Source organism: Arthrobacter sp. StoSoilB5, assembly GCF_019977235.1.
Lineage (GTDB): Bacteria > Actinomycetota > Actinomycetes > Actinomycetales > Micrococcaceae > Arthrobacter.
This window is the reverse complement of sequence record NZ_AP024646.1, coordinates 4546618-4565596: the sequence shown is the minus strand read 5'-3', so window position 1 is coordinate 4565596 and position 18979 is coordinate 4546618. Positions and strand designations below refer to the sequence as shown.

Sequence of the window (18979 nt, the reverse complement as noted above, 5' to 3'; positions counted from 1 at the left end):
CATTGTGAATCGTAAACCGTTGGTATGGCTGCTTCTCGCCCTCACCATGGCGTCCTACGCCATCTATATTTTCCTCTCAAGCGGCAGCGAATCTGTTTGGTCCCTTATTTCCGGAATCATCATCGCGGCAGCTTCGTTGGTGATGTTGTGGAGATTCTGCCGGGAACTCAAGACCAACCGCCCAGAGTGAACAATTCGGACGAATTGTGGCGAAAACTCTGGACTACGCGTGCATACAAAGGTTTTGTCACCATCAATCAGGACACCTACCTGGAAGCTGACGGCTCAGTTTCAACCTGGGATGTCATTGCGAGCCCGGACTCCGCAGCGGTTCTCGCCTTCACGGAGGGCGGAACGGATGTGGTGCTGTTTGAGCAGTTCCGCGTCGGGCCAGGGAAGACTTTGCTGGAACTTCCCGGGGGATACCTGAACGAGAATGAAACTCCGGTAGATGCGGCCCAACGCGAGTTGGCGGAGGAAACAGGCTATGGATCGTCCGCTGTGTATTACGCAGGATCCGAGTGGTGGTCCGCCAACTCAACCAGGCGAAAACACCTGGTCATCGCGGCAGAAGCCCGCCTCAGCAGCGACCCATCGTGGGACGCGTCCGAGGCGGGCTTCGTGCGGCTACTGCCAAGTGACGAACTGATGGACTACCTGCTAGGCGGTGAGCTGACAGACGCAGGGCTTGCCTGCCGCGGACTCATGAAGTTCGCTGCCAGCACCCAACACGGCCCGGGATTGGAGAAGCTGCAGGCAACAGTCAGAGGCCTGTTTCGGGGCTGATACATCAATCATGGACTGTTGCTTGGTTTCAACACCATCGCAGACCCACCTCCACGACGCGTCGGCTCAGCTGCGGCCGTGAGCTTTCCGCCCTCCCCGAACTCAATCGCCGTGGCCGCACCGATCTCTGCTGCCGAGGTGAAAGCATCACCGGCTGGGACCAGATCGTGCCCCAACGATTCCAGCGCAGGACCGTACGCATCAATGAACGCCGGTTCGGAACTCACGGTGAGCCCGTTTCGAGGAGCTGCACGCGGAGCGGCGATGGCCTCGGAGATGTCCATCCCCAGGTCAACACGGTTCAGGATGGTCTGCAACACCGTGGTGATGATGGTCGATCCACCGGGGGAGCCGAGGGCCAGGAAGGGGTCGCCGTCCTGCAGAATAATGGTTGGCGACATCGACGAACGTGGACGCTTGCCTGGCTGGATCCTGTTGGGATCAGTCGAGTTGTACACGGTGCTGAAATCGGTCAGCTCATTGTTCAACAGGAATCCGCGGCCTGGCACGACGATTCCGGATCCGCCTGTCTGTTCAATGGTCAGGGTGTACTCCACCACGTTGCCCCATTTGTCGGCGACCGTCAGGTTCGTGGTGGAAATGTTCTCAGTGTCCGTCTCGTCGGCGAGCGGTGCAGCGGAACCCGGGCACGCGCCGTCGTATGTTGTGATGTTACCGGGGTCCACCGGTTTGGGCGCTGCCGCCGTCGGATCAATCTCGCAAGCGCGTTCTTTACCGAAAACCGGATTGGTGAGGACAGCAGTGGGCACGTCAACGAATTTCGGATCTCCCACATAGGCGCCACGGTCAGCGAACGCCAGCGAGCTGGCCTCGAAATAGTGGTGCAGCGCGTCCACCGGCTGCATGTCCTTCAGATCGAAGTTTTCAAGAATGTTGAGCGACTCGCCAACCGTGGTGCCGCCGCTGCTGGACGGCGCCATGCCATAAACGTCATAGCCGCGGTATTTCACGTGCGTCGGAGCCTGGTCAATCGCCTTGTATTCAGCCAGATCGTCGGTGGTCATGAACCCGATTGGCACGGGAAGATCAGTCTCGCCCGATTTCGGCGGCGCTTTTACTGCGGACACGATCTCTTCTGCGAGCGGGCCCGTGTAGAACGCGCTGGTGCCCTGCTTCGCCAGCAGGCGGTACGTCTCGGCAAGCTCGGGGTTCTTGAAGACACTCCCGACGGCGGGAGCGTCACCACCGGGAAGGAACAGGTCCTGCGTGGAGGTGAAGGTGTTGAACCGGAACTTGTTATCCAGAGTCTGGTTTCGGAACGTCTCGTCCACCACGAAGCCGCGGTTGGCTACCTTGATAGCGGGCTTGAGTGCCTCGCCCAAGTCCAAAGTTCCCCAACGCTCAAGGGCGCGCTCCCAAGTGGCCGGGGTGCCGGGGACGCCGACGGAGACCCCGCTGGTCGGCAGTTCGGGCCTTTTGGTGGTGAAGAGATAGGGCTGTCCTGTGGCGGGGTTGATGAACGCATCGTTTGGTATGGCTGCCGGCGCCGTTTCGCGGCCATCAATAGTGCTGACTTCCTTGGTCTTGGCATCGTAGAACACGAAGTAACCGCCGCCTCCGATGCCGGCGCTATACGGTTCTGTGACGCCAAGGGTGGCGGCTGCAGCGACAGCGGCATCGGCCGCGTTGCCACCCTTGCGCAGGACCTCGATGGCGGCCGCTGAAGCTTCCGGATCCACGGTGCTCACGGCACCGCCGTACCCGGTGGCAGTGGGGTTCTTGTCGGTTTCGCGAGGATCTGCGAAGGCAGGACTTGCCACCGCTCCGCTTGTCACGCTTAGTGCCAGGGCTGCGGTGACCGCAGCCAATTGGCGTCTCACATGTGTCATGGTTCTCCCAGAATTTTCCCAGACGATGATGTGGTTGGACGGTCCGGCCACCCTACTCCGGGGCTTTGGGGAGTTTCAAGGTTGTAATTCTGAGTGTGGAAGGGCTAAGGCACGGCCAGGGAGCCCGGCAGGCTCTTCCCAATCTCCCGCCCGATCCGCTGCAATAACTCCGCTGACAGCAACGGGTCATTGGAAGAATCCTCATCCGTGTAGTCAGCCAACGCGTACACGCGGGACAATGACATCTCGGACCATTGCTCTGGTTCCAGCAGCGATCGGCCGGCGACGGCGATGATTGGCCGGGCGCCGGATCGGCGGGCGACTGCGGCAGGAAGCTTCCCCGCCAACGTTTGTTCGTCGATGCTGCCCTCCCCGGTGATGACAATGTCGCAGGTGTCCTTACGGGCGTCGAAGTCCAGGAGGTCCAGGAAGTAGTCGGCGCCGGACACTTGCTTGGCGCCCAAAGCCAGGCAAGCGAAGCCGATGCCGCCGGCGCTGCCCGCGCCTGGCGATTCAGCCAACCCAGGGTCTGCAAGCCCTGCGTCAACGAGCACTGAGACAAACTGCGCCAGACCGGCGTCGAGCGTAGAAACATCGGTGGGGGAACACCCCTTCTGCGGGCCAAACACCGGCGCTGCCCCGTTTGGCCCGCAGAGTGGGTTGTGGACGTCGGTGGCGAGGATAAGTTCCACGCCTGCCAAGCCAGGGAAAACGGAGCCGGTCACTGAATGAGCGAGCGAAAGCGACTGCCCGGAGCCCTGCAAGGGACCTCCCGAAGAATCCAGGAATCGCAGGCCCAGGGCACTGAGCATTCCCATTCCACCATCGGTGCTTGAACTGCCGCCAAGCGCCAACACCATTCGCCTCGGCTTGAGGCTGAGGGCAAACAGCACGGCCTCTCCAAAGCCTCGGCTCGATGCTTCCAGCGGCGCGAGTCTGGCGTTGGGCAGGACGGCCAAACCGCAAGTGTTCGCGACCTCCACGACTGCAGTGACGCCGTCGAACGCGATATCCGCCTGGACGGGCTGTCCGATGGGTCCGATGACGGTGCAGTTGTAGCGGCCGAAGCCGGAGGCGACGGCGGCATCAACGCTGCCGTCACCTCCGTCGGCGAGTGGAAGGAGCTCGCAGTGGACCGCCGCGGACGTGTCGGCGGCAGCGCGAAGGCCAGCTGCCAAGGCGTCCGCAACCTCGCTGGCCGTGAGGCTGCCCTTGAATTTGTCGGGAGCGATGAGCACAGTCTTCGGGGCGGTGGTGTTGGTCATGTCAGATGGATTCCGAGTAGGCGGGACGGCGGTCGGCTGATGCGGCCGGTCCCGGAGGTACGACGGCGGCCGCGGGCTTGGGTGCGTCGTCGGACCCGGTGTGTTCCTCAACAGGCATGAGAACAGCATCCTCAGCGGGAATTGGTTCCACGGTCTCGCCGGCAAAGACGCGGCGGGCGCGGTCGGTGTCCAGGGTGCGGTCCCAGCGGGCGATGACCAACGTGGCTACAGCGTTGCCAGTGAAGTTCACCAAGGCGCGGCATTCGGACATGAACTTGTCGATGCCAAAGATAAGCATGATGCCGGCCGCGGGAATGGTGCCGAGGGTGGTGAGCGTCGCCGTGAGGGCGATGAAACCACCGCCAGCAACACCGGCCGCGCCCTTGGAGGTCAGGAGCATTACGGCGAGCAGGCCAAGCTGCTGGCCAATGGTCAGGTCCGTGTTGGTGGCCTGCGCGATGTAGAGCGCCGCGAGCGACAGGTAGATGGCCGCGCCATCAAGATTGAAGCTATAGCCCGTGGGAACAACCAGACCAACGGTTTCCTTCTTCACCCCGGCATGTTCAAGTTTCCGCATCAAGCCGGGGAGTGCCGGTTCTGCGGTGGAGGTGCCCAGGATGAGCATGTACTCCTCTTTTAGGTGGCGGATCATCGTGAAGATGTTTAGCCGGAGGAAAACCATCACGGAGCCAAGGACAATCACTACGAAGAGGATCGAGGTGCCGTAGAACAGGGCAATCAGTCCGCCCATGCTGGTCAGGGAAGATACGCCATACTTGCCCACCGCGAAGGCCATGGCCCCGAAAGCGCCCAAAGGGGCGGCCTTCATGATGAAGCCAAGGATCTTGAACATCACGCCAGTGAGGCGTTGCACCCCATCAAGAACCGGAGCGCCAACCTTGCCCATCGCGTTTAGTGCTATGCCGAAGACAACGGCGATGAAGATGATCTGGAGGATGTCGCCTTCAACGAACGGTCCCGCGATGCTGTTGGGAATGATGTGCGTCAGGAACTGCCACCATTCCTGATGCTGGCCGGCGTCGATCAGTTTCGCTGCCGAGTCTGAGGTCTTGATGGTGCTGGCGTCCGCGTTGACGCCGTCACCGAGGCGGAAGACATTGATGGCAACAAGGCCGAAGACCATGGCGCAGATGGTGCCGATCTGGAAGTAGGTGAGGGCCTTCAGGCCCGTCATCCCAACCTTCTTGAGATCGGCGACGCTGGCGATACCACCCACGATGGTCAAGAACACGATGGGGCCGATGAGCATCTTCATCGCATTCACGAACGTGGTGCCAATTGGTTCCATGGCGATGCCCGCAGTCGGAGCGAGCCAGCCCAGGAGGATGCCGACCAAGATCGCGGTGAGCACCCAAAAGTACAACTGCTTGTACCAACGGGTCTTGGGTGCCGGTTTTGGTCCGGCGGTGGTGATTTGTTCCATGATTCCTACCTCATTGTGGAATGTCTCTGGAGAAGCTGATGGGGAGGTTGGACGGCGGCCGGCTGACCGCCGTCGAACGTTCGCTCTGTTGGATTAGACAGCCGCGAGAGTGTGGCTAAGGGCTTGGATGATGGCCTCGGTGACGTCGTCCGTGGTGGCGTCACCGCCAACGTCACGGGTCAGGTGGCCGGAACCTGTGGCCTGTTCGATTGCTGCTTCGACGCGGCGGGCTTCCTCATGGAGGCCGAAGTGGTCCAACATGAGGGCGGCACTGGCGATGGCACCGATCGGGTTGCTGATGCCTTTGCCTGCGATGTCCGGTGCGGAACCGTGGACCGGCTCGAACATGGAAGGAAAGCGGCGCTCCGGGTTCAGGTTGGCGCTCGCGGCCAGGCCCAGGCTGCCCGCCAGGGCGGAACCGAGATCGGACAGAATGTCGGCGTTCAAGTTGGACGCGACCACCACCGACAGATCCTCGGGGTGCAGGATGAACTTCGCGCTCATCGCATCAACCAGCACGCTCTCGGTCTGCACGTCAGGGTAATCCAAGGCGACGCGCTGGAAGGTTTCGTCCCAAAGGACCATGCCGTACTGCTGGGCGTTGGACTTGGTGACGGATGAAACTTTCTTGACCGCGCGGGTGCGGGCTAGATCAAATGCGAAACGCATAATGCGCTCGCAGCCCTTTTCCGTGAAGAGCGCTGTCTGGAGAGCGACCTCGTTGCCTGGGCCGCGGCCACTCAGGTTGCGGCCGCCAAGACCGGCGTATTCGCCTTCACTGTTTTCGCGGACAACGATCCAGTCGAGTTCGGTGTCGTCGGCTTTGCGAAGCGGGGATTTGATGCCGGGGAGGAACTTGACCGGGCGGATGTTAGCCCATTGGTCGAAGTTCTGCGTGATGTTCAGGCGCAGGCCCCAGAGGCTGATGTGGTCCGGGACGTTCTCCCAGCCGACGGCTCCGAAGTAGATAGCGTCGAAGTCCTTGAGGGCGTCCAGGCCTTTGGGGTCCATCATCTGGCCGGTCTTTTCGTAATAGCCGCAGCCCCACGGGAACTCAGTCCATTCGAAGGCGAACTTGCCGTTGGAGTTCTCTGCCAAGGCATCCAGGACGCGGCGTCCGGCGGAAACAACTTCCTTGCCCACACCGTCTGCGGGAATCGATGCGATGCTGAATTTCTGAGTGGCGCTCATGCCTACCTCCTCGTTGAGTTTGTTAGCAGTGAGCCTGTTAGCGGGGTCACACTGTTCTTCCTCTTCAAGTAGACGGTTCGGCGTCGGTTGGCGTCCAAGACTTAGTTTCGATACGGCTGATAGGTAGCGCCTATCATTATCCATGGCCGCCATGAATGCTGGCCACGTCCAAGAACGCTCTGGCAGCGGGTGTCAGGTTTTCCTTCCGGCTCAGCACTGCGACATCCAGATAATTGACCGGCTCGATCAGCAGTGTCCTGAGCCCGGCTTTGTGCGCGGTGGGGGCCCATGACGACGGCATCACCGCGTGACCAACGCCTGCCAGCACTAGCGGAAGGATGGACGTTCTGTGCGCGACTTCCACCACGATCTCCACCTCCACGCCGTGCGCCAAGGCATCGTCCACCAGCCAACGCATCAGGGATCCGCGCTGGCTGGCGATGAGGCGATGGCCGCCGAGGTCCTCGCGTTGGATAGCAGTGTCCTTGGGCGAGAACGTGTCCGCTTGCGGATTGACGATCAAGATCAGGGGTTGGCGCTCAAGTTCCAGGACTTCGACACCGGGCACCTTGATTTTGGTCGGCGAACCGGCCAAGCCGATCTCGCTGCTACCACTGCGAACGGATTCGATCACCTCTTCGGGAGTGAAGGCAGCGCCCACGTTAAGCCGGACCCACGGATGGAGCTTTGTGAAGGCGGCGATCATCGAGGTCAAAGGTTCGATGCCGGGAGAGGGCATCGTGATGATGTCCAGTCGGCCGCTACGCATTCCCCTCAAGGATTGGACGGCAGACTGGGCGGCGTCGAGGTCCCGCATCACCAAGCGGGCCGGCCCCACGAGTTCCTTGCCGGCTTCACTGAGGACTGCGCGCCTGCCAATCCGGTGGAACAGGGGAACGCCGAGCTCTTTCTCAAGGCTCGCAATGGTTTGGGACAGTGATGGCTGGGCGATCAGAAGATGCTCGGCCGCGCGGTTGAACCCGTCGTGATCCACGACGGCGAGGAAGTACTTGAGCTTTCGCGTGTCCACGGGCTGGAGTCCTTTGGGCATGTGTGGGGAGGTTTGCAGGGCATCGATAGTTTATGCCTATCAATTACTTGCAAGCCGGAGGCTCCTTCCCGTGCTTGAATGCCGGGGCTTCAAACCCGGACGCACTCCTTCGCCGCGATCACCCGGTTCAGCTGGGCGAACACGTCGTCGGGTGTTCCGTTGGCGTCAATCTCCATGAAGTCGGGGAACTCGGGAAGCGAGCGGTAGGCGGCCCGGAAAGCTTCCAGCTCAGCCAGCTCTTCCTGGTCGGTGCCGCGTGCCATGACCCTTTCGTAAGCACGCGGCGGGTCAACGTCGAAGTGGATCAAGAGGTCCGGATCGGGGAGCCTTTCCACCAGCCATGGGAGCAACCAGCCCCGTCTTAATCCAGCCGCGCGGCGCAGGGCAAGTTGGCAGTACAGATGCCTGTCCATTACCACCAAACCGTTGAACTGCCGGGCTCGCACATGCGAAATAAGGACGTTCGCCACGCGGATGCTGGTCTCTACAAAATCCGCAGCGCGTGGCGGCAGCTTCCACCCGAATCTCTCCGAAAGGCGCGACATCCGTCGGCGTGCAGCATGGTTGCTGAGGAGCAGCGCGTTCCGCCCCTCAGCGCGAGCCGAATCCACCAAGGCGCGGGCCGCCGTCGTCTTTCCTGAACCGTCTATTCCTGTCAGAACAATGAGCATTTGGCCTCCCGTCGTCTCTCTTCCAACGGAGGAAAGGCCAGCCTTGTCCCTGATTGAGGCATAGATCACGTCTCGGGCAAGCCCTGTTCACCCAAGAGGCCGCCACGTAAACCGGGGTTGCTCGCGGTTCAGGAACGCGCTGATGCCGATCTCCATGTCAGGACTGTCCGGCATGGCGGACCAGGCAGCGGCCCACTCCTGATCCATGTCAGGCTGTCCGGCGTCCGAAGCATCCAGGTCCACTAACCGCTTCATGGAGTGCACCGAGAAACGCGAACGGCTCCGCAGCGAACCAAGAAGCGCTCCGCACTGTTGCTCAAAGGATGCGGAAGGAACGACGTCGGCCACCAAACCCAGCGCTTGGGCTTGCGATGCGCTAAATGTTTGCCCGGTAAGGAGGATGTATTTCGCGTTGGCGTGCCCCACCAGCCGGACCAGCCGTTCAATGCCCGGGCGTGGGTAGATGATGCCGATCTTGGCAGGGGTCAGCCCGAAGACGGCGCGCTCGTTGGCAATGATGAAGTCGCATGCCGAGGCGATCTGCCACCCTCCACCCATGCAGGCACCGTCAATCATGGCAACCGTGGGTTTGGAGAGCGATGCAATGGCGTGATCGGCCAGGCTGAGCTGGTCAACAACCGAACCGTCCGGCTGGGGGTCCAACAGCACTGAGGAGAGTTCGCTGATGGAAGCCCCGGCGCAGAAGGTGTCGCCCGCACCGCGCAGAGCTACCACGGCAATATCGGGATCGGCATCGAGCCGGGGCATCAGCTCCTGGATTTCCAGGCACATGGCCCGCGTTAGCGCATTGCGTTGCGCAGGATTGCAGATCTCCACGGTTGCAATACCCCCGGCGACCGACACGGCTATCCGGCCCACAAGGCCCTCATGGGAGACACGGGATGCCTGGGAAACTGTACTCATCGCCCTGCTCCAATCTTTGTCGAAGTGGACGCCGGCCGGCACAGAACGCGGCCCTTGCGCTCAAGCCGGGTGACGTCGTCGTAGGTCATTCCCAGCTCCATGAGTACTTCGGTGGTGTGTTCGCCCAGCAGCGGCGGGGGTGACATGATTTCGCTGGGTTCCCCGTCCAGGCTCAGCGGTCCGCGTAGGAGTGGAAGCTCAGAGCCGTCCCGCCGCTGGCTGTGCTGGACAAGGCCCAGCGCGGCAACCTGGTCGGAGGCCAGGGCCTGTGTGTAGTTGTAGATGGGGCCGCAGGGGATGCCTTCCTGGCTGATCAGTGGCACCCATTCGTCAGCCGGTTTGGCCACCAAGGAAGCTTCAATGAGTTCGGTTAGCTGCTGCCTGTTGGCCGAGCGGTCCGCCCCGGTGATAAAGCGGGGATCCTCCACCGCCGTGGGAATACCCAGCAGGCCACAGAATGCCGTCCATTGTTTGTCGCTGCCCACCGCGATATTGATGGATTCGGTGGCGGTGGCGAACATCCCGTAAGGGGCGATGACTGGGTGGTTGTTCCCTTGTGGAGTGGGCGCTTCATTAAGGCTGAGCGCCTTTTGTCCCTGAAATGCGGACAGGTTCAGCGCCGTCTCCAGAAGGGAGGTGGACACCTTGCTAACGCGCTCACCACTGCGGACTCCGAGCAGCGCTGCGACGATCCCAAACGCGCACACCATTCCGGAGGTGATATCTACGATCGGTATCCCCACACGGTAGGTTTCGCCGGCGCCGGAGTGGGCGCCTGGCCCGGTGACGGACATCAGCCCGGACATCCCCTGGATGACCTGATCCAGGCCGGCGTCGTCTTTGAGAGGCCCGGTGTTGCCGAACCCGGTGACGGACCCCACCACAAGCCCGGAATTGAGTTCTTCCAACCGTGAAGCGGTGAACCCCATTTTCTCCAGGGTGCCGGGTTTGAAGTTCTCCACCAGGACGTCGGCTCCGGCTATCAGCGTGGAGAGAATGTCGCGTCCCTCGGATGAGTAGAAATCAACGCAAACGGAGGCCTTGTTCCGGTTCACGGAATCGAAGTAGAGGCTGTGGCCATCCTGGAAGGGGGGCCATTGGCGGGCGGTATCGCCGCCATTAATGCTTTCCACCTTGATGATCCGGGCGCCCATGTCGGCCAGGAGTGCGGTGCAGTAGGGGCCGGCGAGGGCGCGGCTGAGATCGACCACGGTGATTCCGTGGAGTGGTTTGAGCATGGTGGGCACCTTTCGTGCGTAGGAAAACTTGAGTGCGTGGGACTGCGTAGGAAGCTAGAGGCTCGACGGAAGCACCAGCGCACCGACCAGCAAGAGGGGTCCCACCACCACCATGGACAGGCCCCAACGTGTGAGGAGCCTGGTGACGCGGGGCCGCTCATCTGCATCGACCGTGGCCACAAAGGTTGCGCCGACGGTAGAGAACGGCGAGACGTCCACGATCGAGGAACACACGCCCAGTGCTGCAATGACGGCCCACCCGGCAATGTCTCCGGACGCTACTAGCGGCAGGGCGAGGGGAACCAGCGCTGCGAGCATTCCGGTGGTGGAGGCGAACGCGGAGATGAGTCCACCGATTGCGCAGATCACCAGCGCCGCCAGGAGGGGAGTCCCGACGGCGCCCGCTGCTTCGCCGAGCAGAGCAACAGCTCCCATGGTCTGAAGGACTCCGACGAACGTGATGATTCCACCCACCAGCAGCACTGTGGACCAGTCGATCTTGGCCACTGCCGATTTGCCGGATTGCGGATCGCAGAGCGTGAGGATCGAGGCAAACGCGAAGCAGAGAACGCCGATGTCAGGGTTTGAGCCCAGGACGGACATGAGGATGACAGTGACAACCAGCCCCGCCATGCACAGCACCGTGATGACCTGGTTGCGGTTGAGCTTTGGGGCCGACGCCGGTACCTCCTCGCGCGCCGCACTTGGGTCAAGGACCTGGACGGCTGCTTGCTTGCCCCGTGCGATGTTGCCTTCGCGCTCGAAGGGGTGCGACGGCGTCGGGCGGCTTGCGCTGAAGGACGGCAACTGGGTGCCGAAGCCGTCAGCGGTGCGCGTGTTGAGCAGCTTGAATCCACCAAACATGACATAAGCGCCAGCGAGCAGCAGGAGGTTTGTTCCCAGGGCCACGCTGAACAAGACCAGCGGATCAAGGTCGATTCCTGCTGCCCGGGCGGTGCCGTACGTGACAATGCCGAACAGGCTGGTTGGCGCGAAGCCACCTGCGCTGAGGCCGGACCCAATGGCGATACCCATCAGCATGCGGTCGATGCCATAGCGTTTGGCGAGCGGCATGCCGATGGGGGCCATGACCAAGCCTGCCAAGGGGGAACCCATGGCGGAGATGCCGATGGTGAGCGCGAAGAATGCGATGGGAAGAAAGAAGGCGCGGTCACCTACTTTGGTGATTGCCATCTCGATGATGCGGTCTATGGTTCCGTTGGCCTGCGCGATGGAGAAGAAGTAGGTGACGCCCACCAACAGGACCAGGATCCCGATGGGGAAGCCCGCCACTACTTTGTCGATCGACATCCCTGCCATCCATATCCCAACCCCGGCGGCCGCTGCGAACATGAGTACGCCGATGTGCACCTTGCGCAGGGTCGCCAGGACAAAGACACCTACAAAGATCGCGAGGGCAGCTATTTGTTGTTCCAAGACCCGTTCTCCAATCAAACGTCGTCGGTTCACTGGATGAACCATTGGTTCATTTTGGGAATTCGCCTGTACCGTAGGTCATAAGAAGTGAGTGGTCAAGCGGGAGGGTGAATGAGTACGCAGAGTGTGGTCACGGCGATCAGGGTTCTTGAAGCCGTATCGGACAACCAGCCGGCAGGCCTGTCTGAGCTGAGCCGTGAGGTGGACGTCCCTAAGGCCACGGTCCTTCGGATGTTGAGGACCCTGGCCGAACTGGGTTGGGTTGCTCAATCTGAAGCCCAGTCGGGAAAGTGGGTTTTGACCAACCATGCTTTTGCCGTGGCCAGCCGGGGCAGCAGCGGATCTGTCATCCGCGACGCCGCCATGGGCCCGCTGAACGCATTGCAGTTGGACACCACGGAAACTGTCCACCTTGCTGTCCCTGACCGCGGGTACATGCTCATCATCGAGCGCCTGGACACGCCCCATGTCCTGAGGGCCTTCCTTCCGTTGGGATCCCGGCTGCCGATGCATGCGTCCTCCACCGGGATTGCCTACTTGTCCGCCGCTGATGACGCAATCGTGGATGAATATCTGGCCACACCCCTTGAAGCCCTGACGCCGCAAACCGTGGTTGACCCCGCGCAACTCCGGGCGATGATTGGAGAAACCCGTGCCCGCGGCTATTCCATCAACGAACAAGGCCTCAGCACGGGAATTACCTCAATTGGAGTTCCCTTGTTGGGCCCGGGCGGCGTAGCAGCAGGATCAATCTCCATCTCCGGGCCGTCAAGCAGGATTGTGCCCGCCAAATACCAGGAATATGGCGAGGCCGCAGCGGGTACGGCGCGGGAGATCAGCCAGGCCCTCGGAGCGTTTTCCGCGAAGAGGTACTAAGTTTCCTGAGGAACTACTTCGCCGGGACAGAAAGCGCGCCTATCATGATGCTGTGCACGTGCTTCGGAAGGCAGGGTTCTGTTTGAACTGTTGTCATTTGGGGTAAGTACGGAATAAGGAGATCATTTCTCCGTTCGGTGCCCGTTGCTTTGGGGTGGAGCTCCAATTGGAGTCCCAGCGGACGCCTTCCTAACTGGACAAATTTGTTTGAAGGGATGCGTAGCTTACATGAACACACTATTGGTGATTGCCGGCGTCATTGCGATCATACTGCTGCTTGTTGGCGGGTTTAACCAGGCCCTGAGTTTCCTCCTGTGGGTAGGAATTATCTTGCTGGTCCTGGCGCTCATCGGCTGGGTTCTTGGCCGGGGCCGGTCACGCGTATGACAACTGATCCAACCGAAGTTGCCGGCTTCAGCCAGGTGCACGATGGGATCACGACACCGGGTTATCCGATCCCCCGTGATCTTGGGGCTCCCGCCTCCAGTGATCAGGTACCTGTTGGCGACGCATCCGGGGATGGTTCGGAAGATGCCGCGGATGCCGGAGGAAGCGAATCGGCAAATCCACCTGGGCCGGCAGAAGAGAAGGATGAGCGGACCGGGGATGACCGCGGTTTAACTACTGAAACTAATCCGACGGATTGACATGGGGTTTTGCGGTCGGGGTCAGGGAAGGGATCCCGGCCCCGACCGCGCCCTTCGGCCACCCAGCAGGTACTAATAGCTGGGCGTATTTCCCGTTTATCGATTGGGGAAGAAATGCGAATCGGTTCAATTATTGGGCTGTTCGTAGTTGTATGGCTCGTCATTGGAGCAATAGCGGCTGGCCAGCGCGGCTATTACAACGCCCCGCCCGCGCAGTGTTCGCAGTTCGCGACGATCGCCCTCAATATCCTCGCCGGGCCCCTTAATTACACAGGGATGGATCCACAAGCCGGTTGCCAGATTCCGCAGCCATCGTGAGTCCGCATGCCAGACGCCCCGCGGCGATCCTCCTGACTCTGGCGATCCTCGCCGGAGCTATGACCGCATGCTCACCTCATCCTTCCCCGGACACGCTTGAAGGACCAGCAAAAGAGGTATTCTCCGCCGTCCAAGCTGCCACGCTGGCTGTAGACCTCAGGATTAAAAAGAGCACCACGGCGGCAGCCGGGGCCACTACGGCAGATGACATGTTGGGCGAGGTTGAGTCGGCTACGGATGAAGTTGAAGGATTCACGGCCCCCACCCAGGAGGAAAAGTCGCTCCGAGATGACATGCTGGCCTCCTTCGCTGCAATCTCGCGCGCAATACTGCATGCCCGTGATGCGTTGACCGCTCCCGACAATGGCACGGAGAAAGGGCAAGCGGGATCAGGGGAGCACGGCCTTCCCGACGTTCTGCGTGAGCTGCGCAGCGCCACGGATCAGCTCGAAGCCCTCATGACCAAGGCCGGCATCCAGTGAAACGGCTCCTCGGTGTTGCACTTGGCATCCTGACGGCGATCGGGGGCTTTGTTGACATCGGGGATTTGGTGACCAACGCCGTGGTGGGTTCCCGCTTTGGGCTGTCCTTGGCGTGGGTGGTGGTGGTCGGCGTCGTCGGAATCTGCCTCTTTGCCAATATGTCCGGCAGGGTGGCGGCCGTATCCGGCAGGGCTACCTTCGAGGTGATTCGTGAACGCATGGGCCCGCGCGCCGGGCTGGCCAACCTTGGCGCTTCCTTCCTGATCAACCTGATGACGGTTACGGCTGAGATCGGCGGCATCGCGTTGGCCCTTCAGTTGGCCAGCGGCGTGGGTTACTTGCTCTGGGTCCCAGTCGCGCTGCTGGCTGTCTGGCTTGTGATTTGGCGCGTGAAGTTCAAGATCATGGAGAACGTCACCGGGCTCCTGGGACTCTCCCTGGTGGTATTTGCGGTGGCGCTTTTCCTGCTCAAGCCCGATTGGGGTGTCCTGGCCAGCCAGGCGTTCACGCCCTCGGTACCGCAGGAGGAGGGCTCCGGCGTGTACTGGTATTACGCCATCGCGCTGTTCGGAGCAGCCATGACACCCTACGAGGTCTTCTTCTTCTCTTCTGGCGCTGTGGAGGAACACTGGAGCGTCAAGGACTTACTGCAGACCCGTATGAACGTCCTTCTCGGTTTCCCGCTCGGCGGGTTCCTTTCCGTGGCGATCGCCGCCTGCGCCGCCGTCGTTCTGCTGCCTGCGGAGATCAGCGTCACCACGCTCTCGCAAGTGGTTTTACCGGTCGCCCAGGCCGGAGGCCAGCTTGCCTTGGCAGTGCTGATTGTGGGCCTTGTGGCCGCCACATTCGGCGCGGCGCTGGAGACCACGCTTTCCAGCGGCTACACCTTGGCACAGTTCTTCGGATGGTCCTGGGGCAAGTTCCGGCGCCCGGCGCAGGCCGCCAGGTTCCATCTGTCCATGATCGTGGTCCTGCTGGCGGGCGTCGCAGTCCTCGCCACCGGCGTAGACCCCATCCTGGTGACGGAATACTCGGTGGTGTTCTCCGCGATCGCCTTGCCCCTCACGTATTTGCCGATCCTGATCGTCGCCAACGATCCGCAATATATGGGCAAGCACGTCAACAACCGTGCCGTGAACATCGCTGGACTGGTGTATTTGGTGATCATTCTTGCCGCGTCCCTGGCCGCAATTCCGCTCATGATCGCGACAGGGGCAGGCGCATGAGTGCCACAAAACGCAGAAGGATCCAGCCAAACAAGATCAAGCCTGCGCCGCGCCCGGCCGGGTTGGTCCTCGACGCCCAGCTCCACTTGCTGGACCGGCAGGTGTTGGACGTCGACGGCGTACCCGTCACCACCGTGGACGATCTCGAATTGAGTGGTCCCGCACCTGATGAGCCCATCGCCGAAGATGCTGCACCTCCAACCATTACCGCGTTGCTGACAGGTCCGGTACTTGGGACGCGTATCTTCGGCGGCAGGCCGCCGTCGAACAGGCTGATCCGTATTCCATGGGACGCTGTGTCCGGAGTGGACACCGTCATCACGGTGGGGGTGCGTTCTGACTCGCTCGATGCCTCGTGGGTGGAGCGGTGGCTTAGGACCCACGTGATCGGGCGGATCCCGGGAGGCAGCCATGATCCTGACTGACATGCTGGGCCGTGATGTGGTGGATAGCAGTGGCGACCGGCTTGGAGAGGTTTCAGACGTCCGCTTCGCGCTGGACTCTGCGCCAACCCAGCTTCTGAGCCAGGCCCGCGTGGTGGGCATCATTGTGAGTCCGCGGACGGCGACTTCTTTCCTCGGGTATGAGCGGCAAGGTATGACGCAGCCATGGCCCGTGGCGCAGCTGTTGCGTTGGTGGCACCGAGGATCGTTCCTGGTGCTGTGGGGGGACATCGCGATGATGGGCTCACGGGAGGTGGTGCTTCGTCCGGACTTCGTGGCCTACGAATCGGGGTTGCCACGATAGTGCCTCAGGCATGAAATTGCTAAGTTTGCTGACTAATTTCTTCAAAGCATGGACACGTCGCCAACCGTCCTTATAGGTTCGAAGTGTTCCATTAACACGTTCCACCGCATGGAAAGGACAGGTCACATGGACAAGCACAACGCCACGCCTGAAGAGGAAACGGGAGGCTACGGTATCCCCACCGCGGAGCAGGAAGCGGGCGGATCGCAGGCACAGCCCCGCGTTGAAGAGGATCTCAGCGAAGCTGGCCTGAGCGAAGACAGCCCTGACGGCGAAACTTACGCAAGCGGCGCACCAAATCTCAGCCATCTGGATCCCGAGGACTCGGACAGCGCAGGCGAACCGGGGGCAGGCCGCTTTGGCGGCATCGATGACCAGTCCCAGGCCGAGCAGAACCTGGACCAGCCTGCTGACTCCCTTGCCGATGGCAGCGGCAATGATCTGCCCCGGGACCAGTCGCCCAAGGACGACGAGGAAGAGAATTTCGACGCAGGTTAGGCCGTAACACCGGCGCGCCCACAAGACAGGTGCGCCACCGGTTATGCAGCCAGCCGGCTGGCGCGCCGCCCAGCACTGCCCGGCGCGAAGAGCCCGATTCACGCAGCACAGCACGCAAACATGCAGTACAACACAGAGAACATTGAAGGAGCAACACCTATGGCTACCGTCAATAAAACGATCGAAGTAGATGTACCCGTGTCCGTTGCCTACAACCAGTGGACGCAGTTCGAGACTTTTCCCGAGTTCATGAACGGGGTGGAGTCCGTGGAGCAAATCGATGATACGGCGCTCCACTTCGCAACCAACGTGGGTGGCGTGAAGCGCGAATACAACGCCCAAATCATCGAGCAGGTGCCTGATTCCCTGGTCAGCTGGGCCAGCGTGGACGGCCCGCGCAACGCAGGAACGGTCACTTTTGAACCATTGGACGCCGGGCACACCCGCGTCAACGTGGAGATCGAATGGGAGCCGGACACCCTGGCCGAAAAAGCCGGCTCGGCAGTCGGAGCCGACAGTTTGCGCGTCGGCGCTGACCTGGACAAGTTCAAGAAGTTCATCGAGGCCCAAGGACATGAGACCGGAGCCTGGCGTGGCACCGTATCCGGTGGCGATGTGGACGAAGCCGGAGGAGCATTGGCTTAAAGGTTTTCGCGTAAACCCCTTACCGGTGGAGGTCGGCCAGCGAACGGGTCGGCCTCCACGGGTGCCACGAAAGAAGGCTCCAGTGAGGAGAAGTGATGGCAACGTCCAGCAACCTAGAGGCAGAGCGGAAGTTCGACGTCGATCCTTCCACGCCGCTTCCCACGCTGGAAAAGATCGACGGCGTGGCCCGGGTGGGAGAGCCAGCCACTCATAGCCTGGAAGCTGTCTATTTCGACACCGGTGATCTCGCGCTTGCTGCACGCGGAATCACGTTGCGGCGACGCACGGGAGGTCCCGACGCCGGCTGGCACCTCAAGCTTCCCCACAGTCCCGGACGTCGCACCGAAATCCACGCGCCCTTGGGCCAGGCCGATACCGCGCCTGTGGAACTGATGGATCGGATTCTTGCCTACACTCGCGGACACGCAGTCATTGCAGTTGCCACCCTCAAGACCGAACGCACCAGCTACCCCCTCTATCAAGACGACGGCGGCCGGGTGGCGGAGTTCGTGGATGACCACGTGCGGGCACTTGTTTCCCTGGGGGATTCCAGTGAACAGCAGTGGCGCGAATGGGAAGTGGAACTCAACGGTAGCGGGCACGCGGACAACGGCGATGACATCCTGGAGGCCGTTGCGGCCCAGCTCACACAGACCGGGGCAAGCCCCAGCGAACGGACTTCCAAACTGGCAACAGCCTTGGGAGACTCCTGGCCGCGGGCAAAGGGGAGTGGCCGCGAGGTCCCCAGCCGCAAAGGCCCGGCCGTGGTTCCCGTACTGAACTACCTCGACGCCCAGGTGGCCAAGTTGATCCTGCAGGACGCGCATGTACGAATGAACCGGGATGATGCCGTCCACAAGATGCGCTCATTGACACGGCGGATCCGCTCCGTGCTCCACAGCTACCGCAAGCTTCTCAAGGGTTCCCCGGTTCAGGAACTTGAGCTCGAACTGAAATCATTGGCCAAGACGCTCGGACGCTACAGGGACGTGGAGGTCCTTCATGAGCGGCTCCGCAACGACGTGGACGAGCTGCCTTTGAAGCTCGTTATGGGTCCTCTTCATGCTGAGCTCGATGAGCGAATGAAGGTTCGGGCGGACACCGCCATGGCGGCTATCAGGACACGGCTCAACAGCCCCCGCTATTTCCGGCTCCTTGACGAGCTCGAAGCCTTCCTGGACTCTCCCGCTATTGCGCCGCGAGGAACGGGGCCGGCCCGCAAGACCACTGCGAAACTGGTCAACAAAGCGGTCAAACGCCTCGCCAAACGCCACGACGCAGCGGTGGGTGCCGGCGTCGGGCCTTCACGTGACTCGGCTTTTCACGAGGTCCGCAAAACCGCCAAGAAGCTGCGCTTCGCCGCGGCCACCGCTGAAAGTGTCCACGGGAAGCGCGCCGCAAAGCTCGCGGATGCCGCCCATGATGTCCAGACCACTTTGGGTGAGCATCAGGACAGCGCCATGGCCCGCGCCGAGCTTTTGATGCTGGGGTCTGCCTCCGGTGCCGGTAACAGCGCCTTCACCTACGGCCTGCTTCATGCTGCCGAACGCGCAAAGGCCGACGCCGCGCAGCAGGAGTATCTGCGTAGCGGCAAGAAAGCCCGGAAGCTTCGCCTCAAGAAGTAGGAGTTTGTGCACAGCAGGTGCCCTGAAATGGGTCGCGTAGAGGGCCCTGCTGTGCACA

At 61.5% G+C, this 18979-nt stretch carries 21 protein-coding genes; 12 read left to right on the top strand and 9 right to left on the bottom strand.

Annotated elements, in window-relative coordinates:
* Positions 1-4 precede the first annotated feature (4 nt).
* Positions 5-190 (top strand): hypothetical protein, encoded by a 186-nt coding sequence (locus LDN75_RS20650; RefSeq protein WP_223934547.1) that lies wholly within the window; start codon positions 5-7, stop codon positions 188-190.
* Positions 187-786 carry an NUDIX hydrolase gene (locus LDN75_RS20645; RefSeq protein ID WP_223934546.1) on the top strand — a complete coding sequence of 200 codons (600 nt, stop codon included), beginning with the start codon at positions 187-189 and terminating at the stop codon, positions 784-786. The genes LDN75_RS20650 and LDN75_RS20645 overlap by 4 nt, the downstream gene beginning before the upstream one ends.
* Before the next feature lie 8 nt (positions 787-794).
* On the opposite strand, the gene ggt is transcribed toward LDN75_RS20645, so the two are convergent.
* From ggt to LDN75_RS20600, 9 genes are all read right to left on the bottom strand, one after another.
* Complete coding sequence (ggt, locus tag LDN75_RS20640; protein WP_223934545.1) at positions 795-2636, bottom strand: gamma-glutamyltransferase; 1842 nt, start codon at positions 2634-2636, stop codon at positions 795-797.
* 104 nt (positions 2637-2740) lie between these two features.
* Complete coding sequence (locus LDN75_RS20635; RefSeq protein ID WP_223934544.1) at positions 2741-3901, bottom strand: glycerate kinase; 1161 nt, start codon at positions 3899-3901, stop codon at positions 2741-2743.
* Position 3902: 1 nt separating this feature from the next.
* A complete protein-coding gene (dctA, locus tag LDN75_RS20630) occupies positions 3903-5345 on the bottom strand; it encodes a C4-dicarboxylate transporter DctA (RefSeq protein WP_223934543.1) in 1443 nt (480 codons plus the stop codon).
* 93 nt (positions 5346-5438) lie between these two features.
* Positions 5439-6536 carry a tartrate dehydrogenase gene (locus LDN75_RS20625; protein WP_223934542.1) on the bottom strand — a complete coding sequence of 366 codons (1098 nt, stop codon included), beginning with the start codon at positions 6534-6536 and terminating at the stop codon, positions 5439-5441.
* 136 nt (positions 6537-6672) lie between these two features.
* Positions 6673-7566 carry a LysR family transcriptional regulator gene (locus tag LDN75_RS20620; RefSeq protein ID WP_223934541.1) on the bottom strand — a complete coding sequence of 298 codons (894 nt, stop codon included), beginning with the start codon at positions 7564-7566 and terminating at the stop codon, positions 6673-6675.
* A 110-nt stretch (positions 7567-7676) separates the two neighbouring features.
* Positions 7677-8258: an AAA family ATPase gene (locus LDN75_RS20615; RefSeq protein ID WP_223934540.1), complete on the bottom strand. Its 582-nt coding sequence runs from the start codon at positions 8256-8258 to the stop codon at positions 7677-7679.
* 87 nt (positions 8259-8345) lie between these two features.
* Positions 8346-9182: an enoyl-CoA hydratase/isomerase family protein gene (locus LDN75_RS20610; protein ID WP_223934539.1), complete on the bottom strand. Its 837-nt coding sequence runs from the start codon at positions 9180-9182 to the stop codon at positions 8346-8348.
* A complete protein-coding gene (locus LDN75_RS20605) occupies positions 9179-10420 on the bottom strand; it encodes a CoA transferase (protein WP_223934538.1) in 1242 nt (413 codons plus the stop codon). The genes LDN75_RS20610 and LDN75_RS20605 overlap by 4 nt, the downstream gene beginning before the upstream one ends.
* A 54-nt stretch (positions 10421-10474) precedes the next feature.
* Positions 10475-11857 carry an SLC13 family permease gene (locus LDN75_RS20600; protein ID WP_223934537.1) on the bottom strand — a complete coding sequence of 461 codons (1383 nt, stop codon included), beginning with the start codon at positions 11855-11857 and terminating at the stop codon, positions 10475-10477.
* A 111-nt stretch (positions 11858-11968) separates the two neighbouring features.
* Here LDN75_RS20600 and LDN75_RS20595 point away from each other — a divergent pair, with 111 nt between their 5' ends.
* The 10 genes from LDN75_RS20595 to LDN75_RS20550 all read left to right on the top strand — a co-directional run bounded on the left by LDN75_RS20595 (position 11969) and on the right by LDN75_RS20550 (position 18921).
* Positions 11969-12733, top strand: a complete 765-nt coding sequence (locus LDN75_RS20595; protein WP_223934536.1) for an IclR family transcriptional regulator — start codon at positions 11969-11971, stop codon at positions 12731-12733.
* A 228-nt stretch (positions 12734-12961) separates the two neighbouring features.
* Positions 12962-13120, top strand: a complete 159-nt coding sequence (locus LDN75_RS20590; RefSeq protein WP_223934535.1) for a hypothetical protein — start codon at positions 12962-12964, stop codon at positions 13118-13120.
* Positions 13121-13494: 374 nt separating this feature from the next.
* Positions 13495-13698, top strand: coding sequence for a hypothetical protein (locus LDN75_RS20585; protein ID WP_223934534.1), 204 nt, complete (start codon positions 13495-13497; stop codon positions 13696-13698).
* On the top strand, positions 13674-14180 hold the full coding sequence (locus tag LDN75_RS20580; RefSeq protein WP_223934533.1) for a hypothetical protein: 507 nt from the start codon (positions 13674-13676) through the stop codon (positions 14178-14180). Before LDN75_RS20585 ends, LDN75_RS20580 begins: the two co-directional genes overlap by 25 nt.
* Positions 14177-15406 (top strand): Nramp family divalent metal transporter, encoded by a 1230-nt coding sequence (locus LDN75_RS20575; RefSeq protein ID WP_223934532.1) that lies wholly within the window; start codon positions 14177-14179, stop codon positions 15404-15406. Before LDN75_RS20580 ends, LDN75_RS20575 begins: the two co-directional genes overlap by 4 nt.
* The gene (locus LDN75_RS20570) at positions 15403-15831 is read left to right on the top strand and encodes a hypothetical protein (protein ID WP_223934531.1); all 429 of its coding nucleotides are present in this window, start codon (positions 15403-15405) and stop codon (positions 15829-15831) included. The genes LDN75_RS20575 and LDN75_RS20570 overlap by 4 nt, the downstream gene beginning before the upstream one ends.
* On the top strand, positions 15818-16153 hold the full coding sequence (locus tag LDN75_RS20565; RefSeq protein ID WP_223934530.1) for a PRC-barrel domain containing protein: 336 nt from the start codon (positions 15818-15820) through the stop codon (positions 16151-16153). Before LDN75_RS20570 ends, LDN75_RS20565 begins: the two co-directional genes overlap by 14 nt.
* 126 nt (positions 16154-16279) lie before the next feature.
* Positions 16280-16651, top strand: coding sequence for a hypothetical protein (locus LDN75_RS20560; RefSeq protein WP_223934529.1), 372 nt, complete (start codon positions 16280-16282; stop codon positions 16649-16651).
* A 159-nt stretch (positions 16652-16810) separates the two neighbouring features.
* A complete protein-coding gene (locus LDN75_RS20555; protein WP_223934528.1) occupies positions 16811-17296 on the top strand; it encodes an SRPBCC family protein in 486 nt (161 codons plus the stop codon).
* Between the two features lie 95 nt (positions 17297-17391).
* Positions 17392-18921, top strand: a complete 1530-nt coding sequence (locus tag LDN75_RS20550; RefSeq protein WP_223934527.1) for a CYTH and CHAD domain-containing protein — start codon at positions 17392-17394, stop codon at positions 18919-18921.
* Positions 18922-18979 lie beyond the last annotated feature (58 nt).

What these genes read in the sequence shown, in the direction of transcription:
- dctA (WP_223934543.1), bottom strand. Translation starts at nt 5,345, where the DNA reads ATGGAACAAATCACCACCGCCGGACCAAAACCGGCACCCAAGACCCGT.
- LDN75_RS20610 (WP_223934539.1), bottom strand. Translation starts at nt 9,182, where the DNA reads ATGAGTACAGTTTCCCAGGCATCCCGTGTCTCCCATGAGGGCCTTGTG.
- LDN75_RS20565 (WP_223934530.1), top strand. Translation starts at nt 15,818, where the DNA reads ATGATCCTGACTGACATGCTGGGCCGTGATGTGGTGGATAGCAGTGGC.
- LDN75_RS20635 (WP_223934544.1), bottom strand. Translation starts at nt 3,901, where the DNA reads ATGACCAACACCACCGCCCCGAAGACTGTGCTCATCGCTCCCGACAAA.
- ggt (WP_223934545.1), bottom strand. Translation starts at nt 2,636, where the DNA reads ATGACACATGTGAGACGCCAATTGGCTGCGGTCACCGCAGCCCTGGCA.
- LDN75_RS20625 (WP_223934542.1), bottom strand. Translation starts at nt 6,536, where the DNA reads ATGAGCGCCACTCAGAAATTCAGCATCGCATCGATTCCCGCAGACGGT.
- LDN75_RS20590 (WP_223934535.1), top strand. Translation starts at nt 12,962, where the DNA reads ATGAACACACTATTGGTGATTGCCGGCGTCATTGCGATCATACTGCTG.
- LDN75_RS20560 (WP_223934529.1), top strand. Translation starts at nt 16,280, where the DNA reads ATGGACAAGCACAACGCCACGCCTGAAGAGGAAACGGGAGGCTACGGT.
- LDN75_RS20615 (WP_223934540.1), bottom strand. Translation starts at nt 8,258, where the DNA reads ATGCTCATTGTTCTGACAGGAATAGACGGTTCAGGAAAGACGACGGCG.
- LDN75_RS20550 (WP_223934527.1), top strand. Translation starts at nt 17,392, where the DNA reads ATGGCAACGTCCAGCAACCTAGAGGCAGAGCGGAAGTTCGACGTCGAT.
- LDN75_RS20555 (WP_223934528.1), top strand. Translation starts at nt 16,811, where the DNA reads ATGGCTACCGTCAATAAAACGATCGAAGTAGATGTACCCGTGTCCGTT.
- LDN75_RS20605 (WP_223934538.1), bottom strand. Translation starts at nt 10,420, where the DNA reads ATGCTCAAACCACTCCACGGAATCACCGTGGTCGATCTCAGCCGCGCC.
- LDN75_RS20595 (WP_223934536.1), top strand. Translation starts at nt 11,969, where the DNA reads ATGAGTACGCAGAGTGTGGTCACGGCGATCAGGGTTCTTGAAGCCGTA.
- LDN75_RS20585 (WP_223934534.1), top strand. Translation starts at nt 13,495, where the DNA reads ATGCGAATCGGTTCAATTATTGGGCTGTTCGTAGTTGTATGGCTCGTC.
- LDN75_RS20570 (WP_223934531.1), top strand. Translation starts at nt 15,403, where the DNA reads ATGAGTGCCACAAAACGCAGAAGGATCCAGCCAAACAAGATCAAGCCT.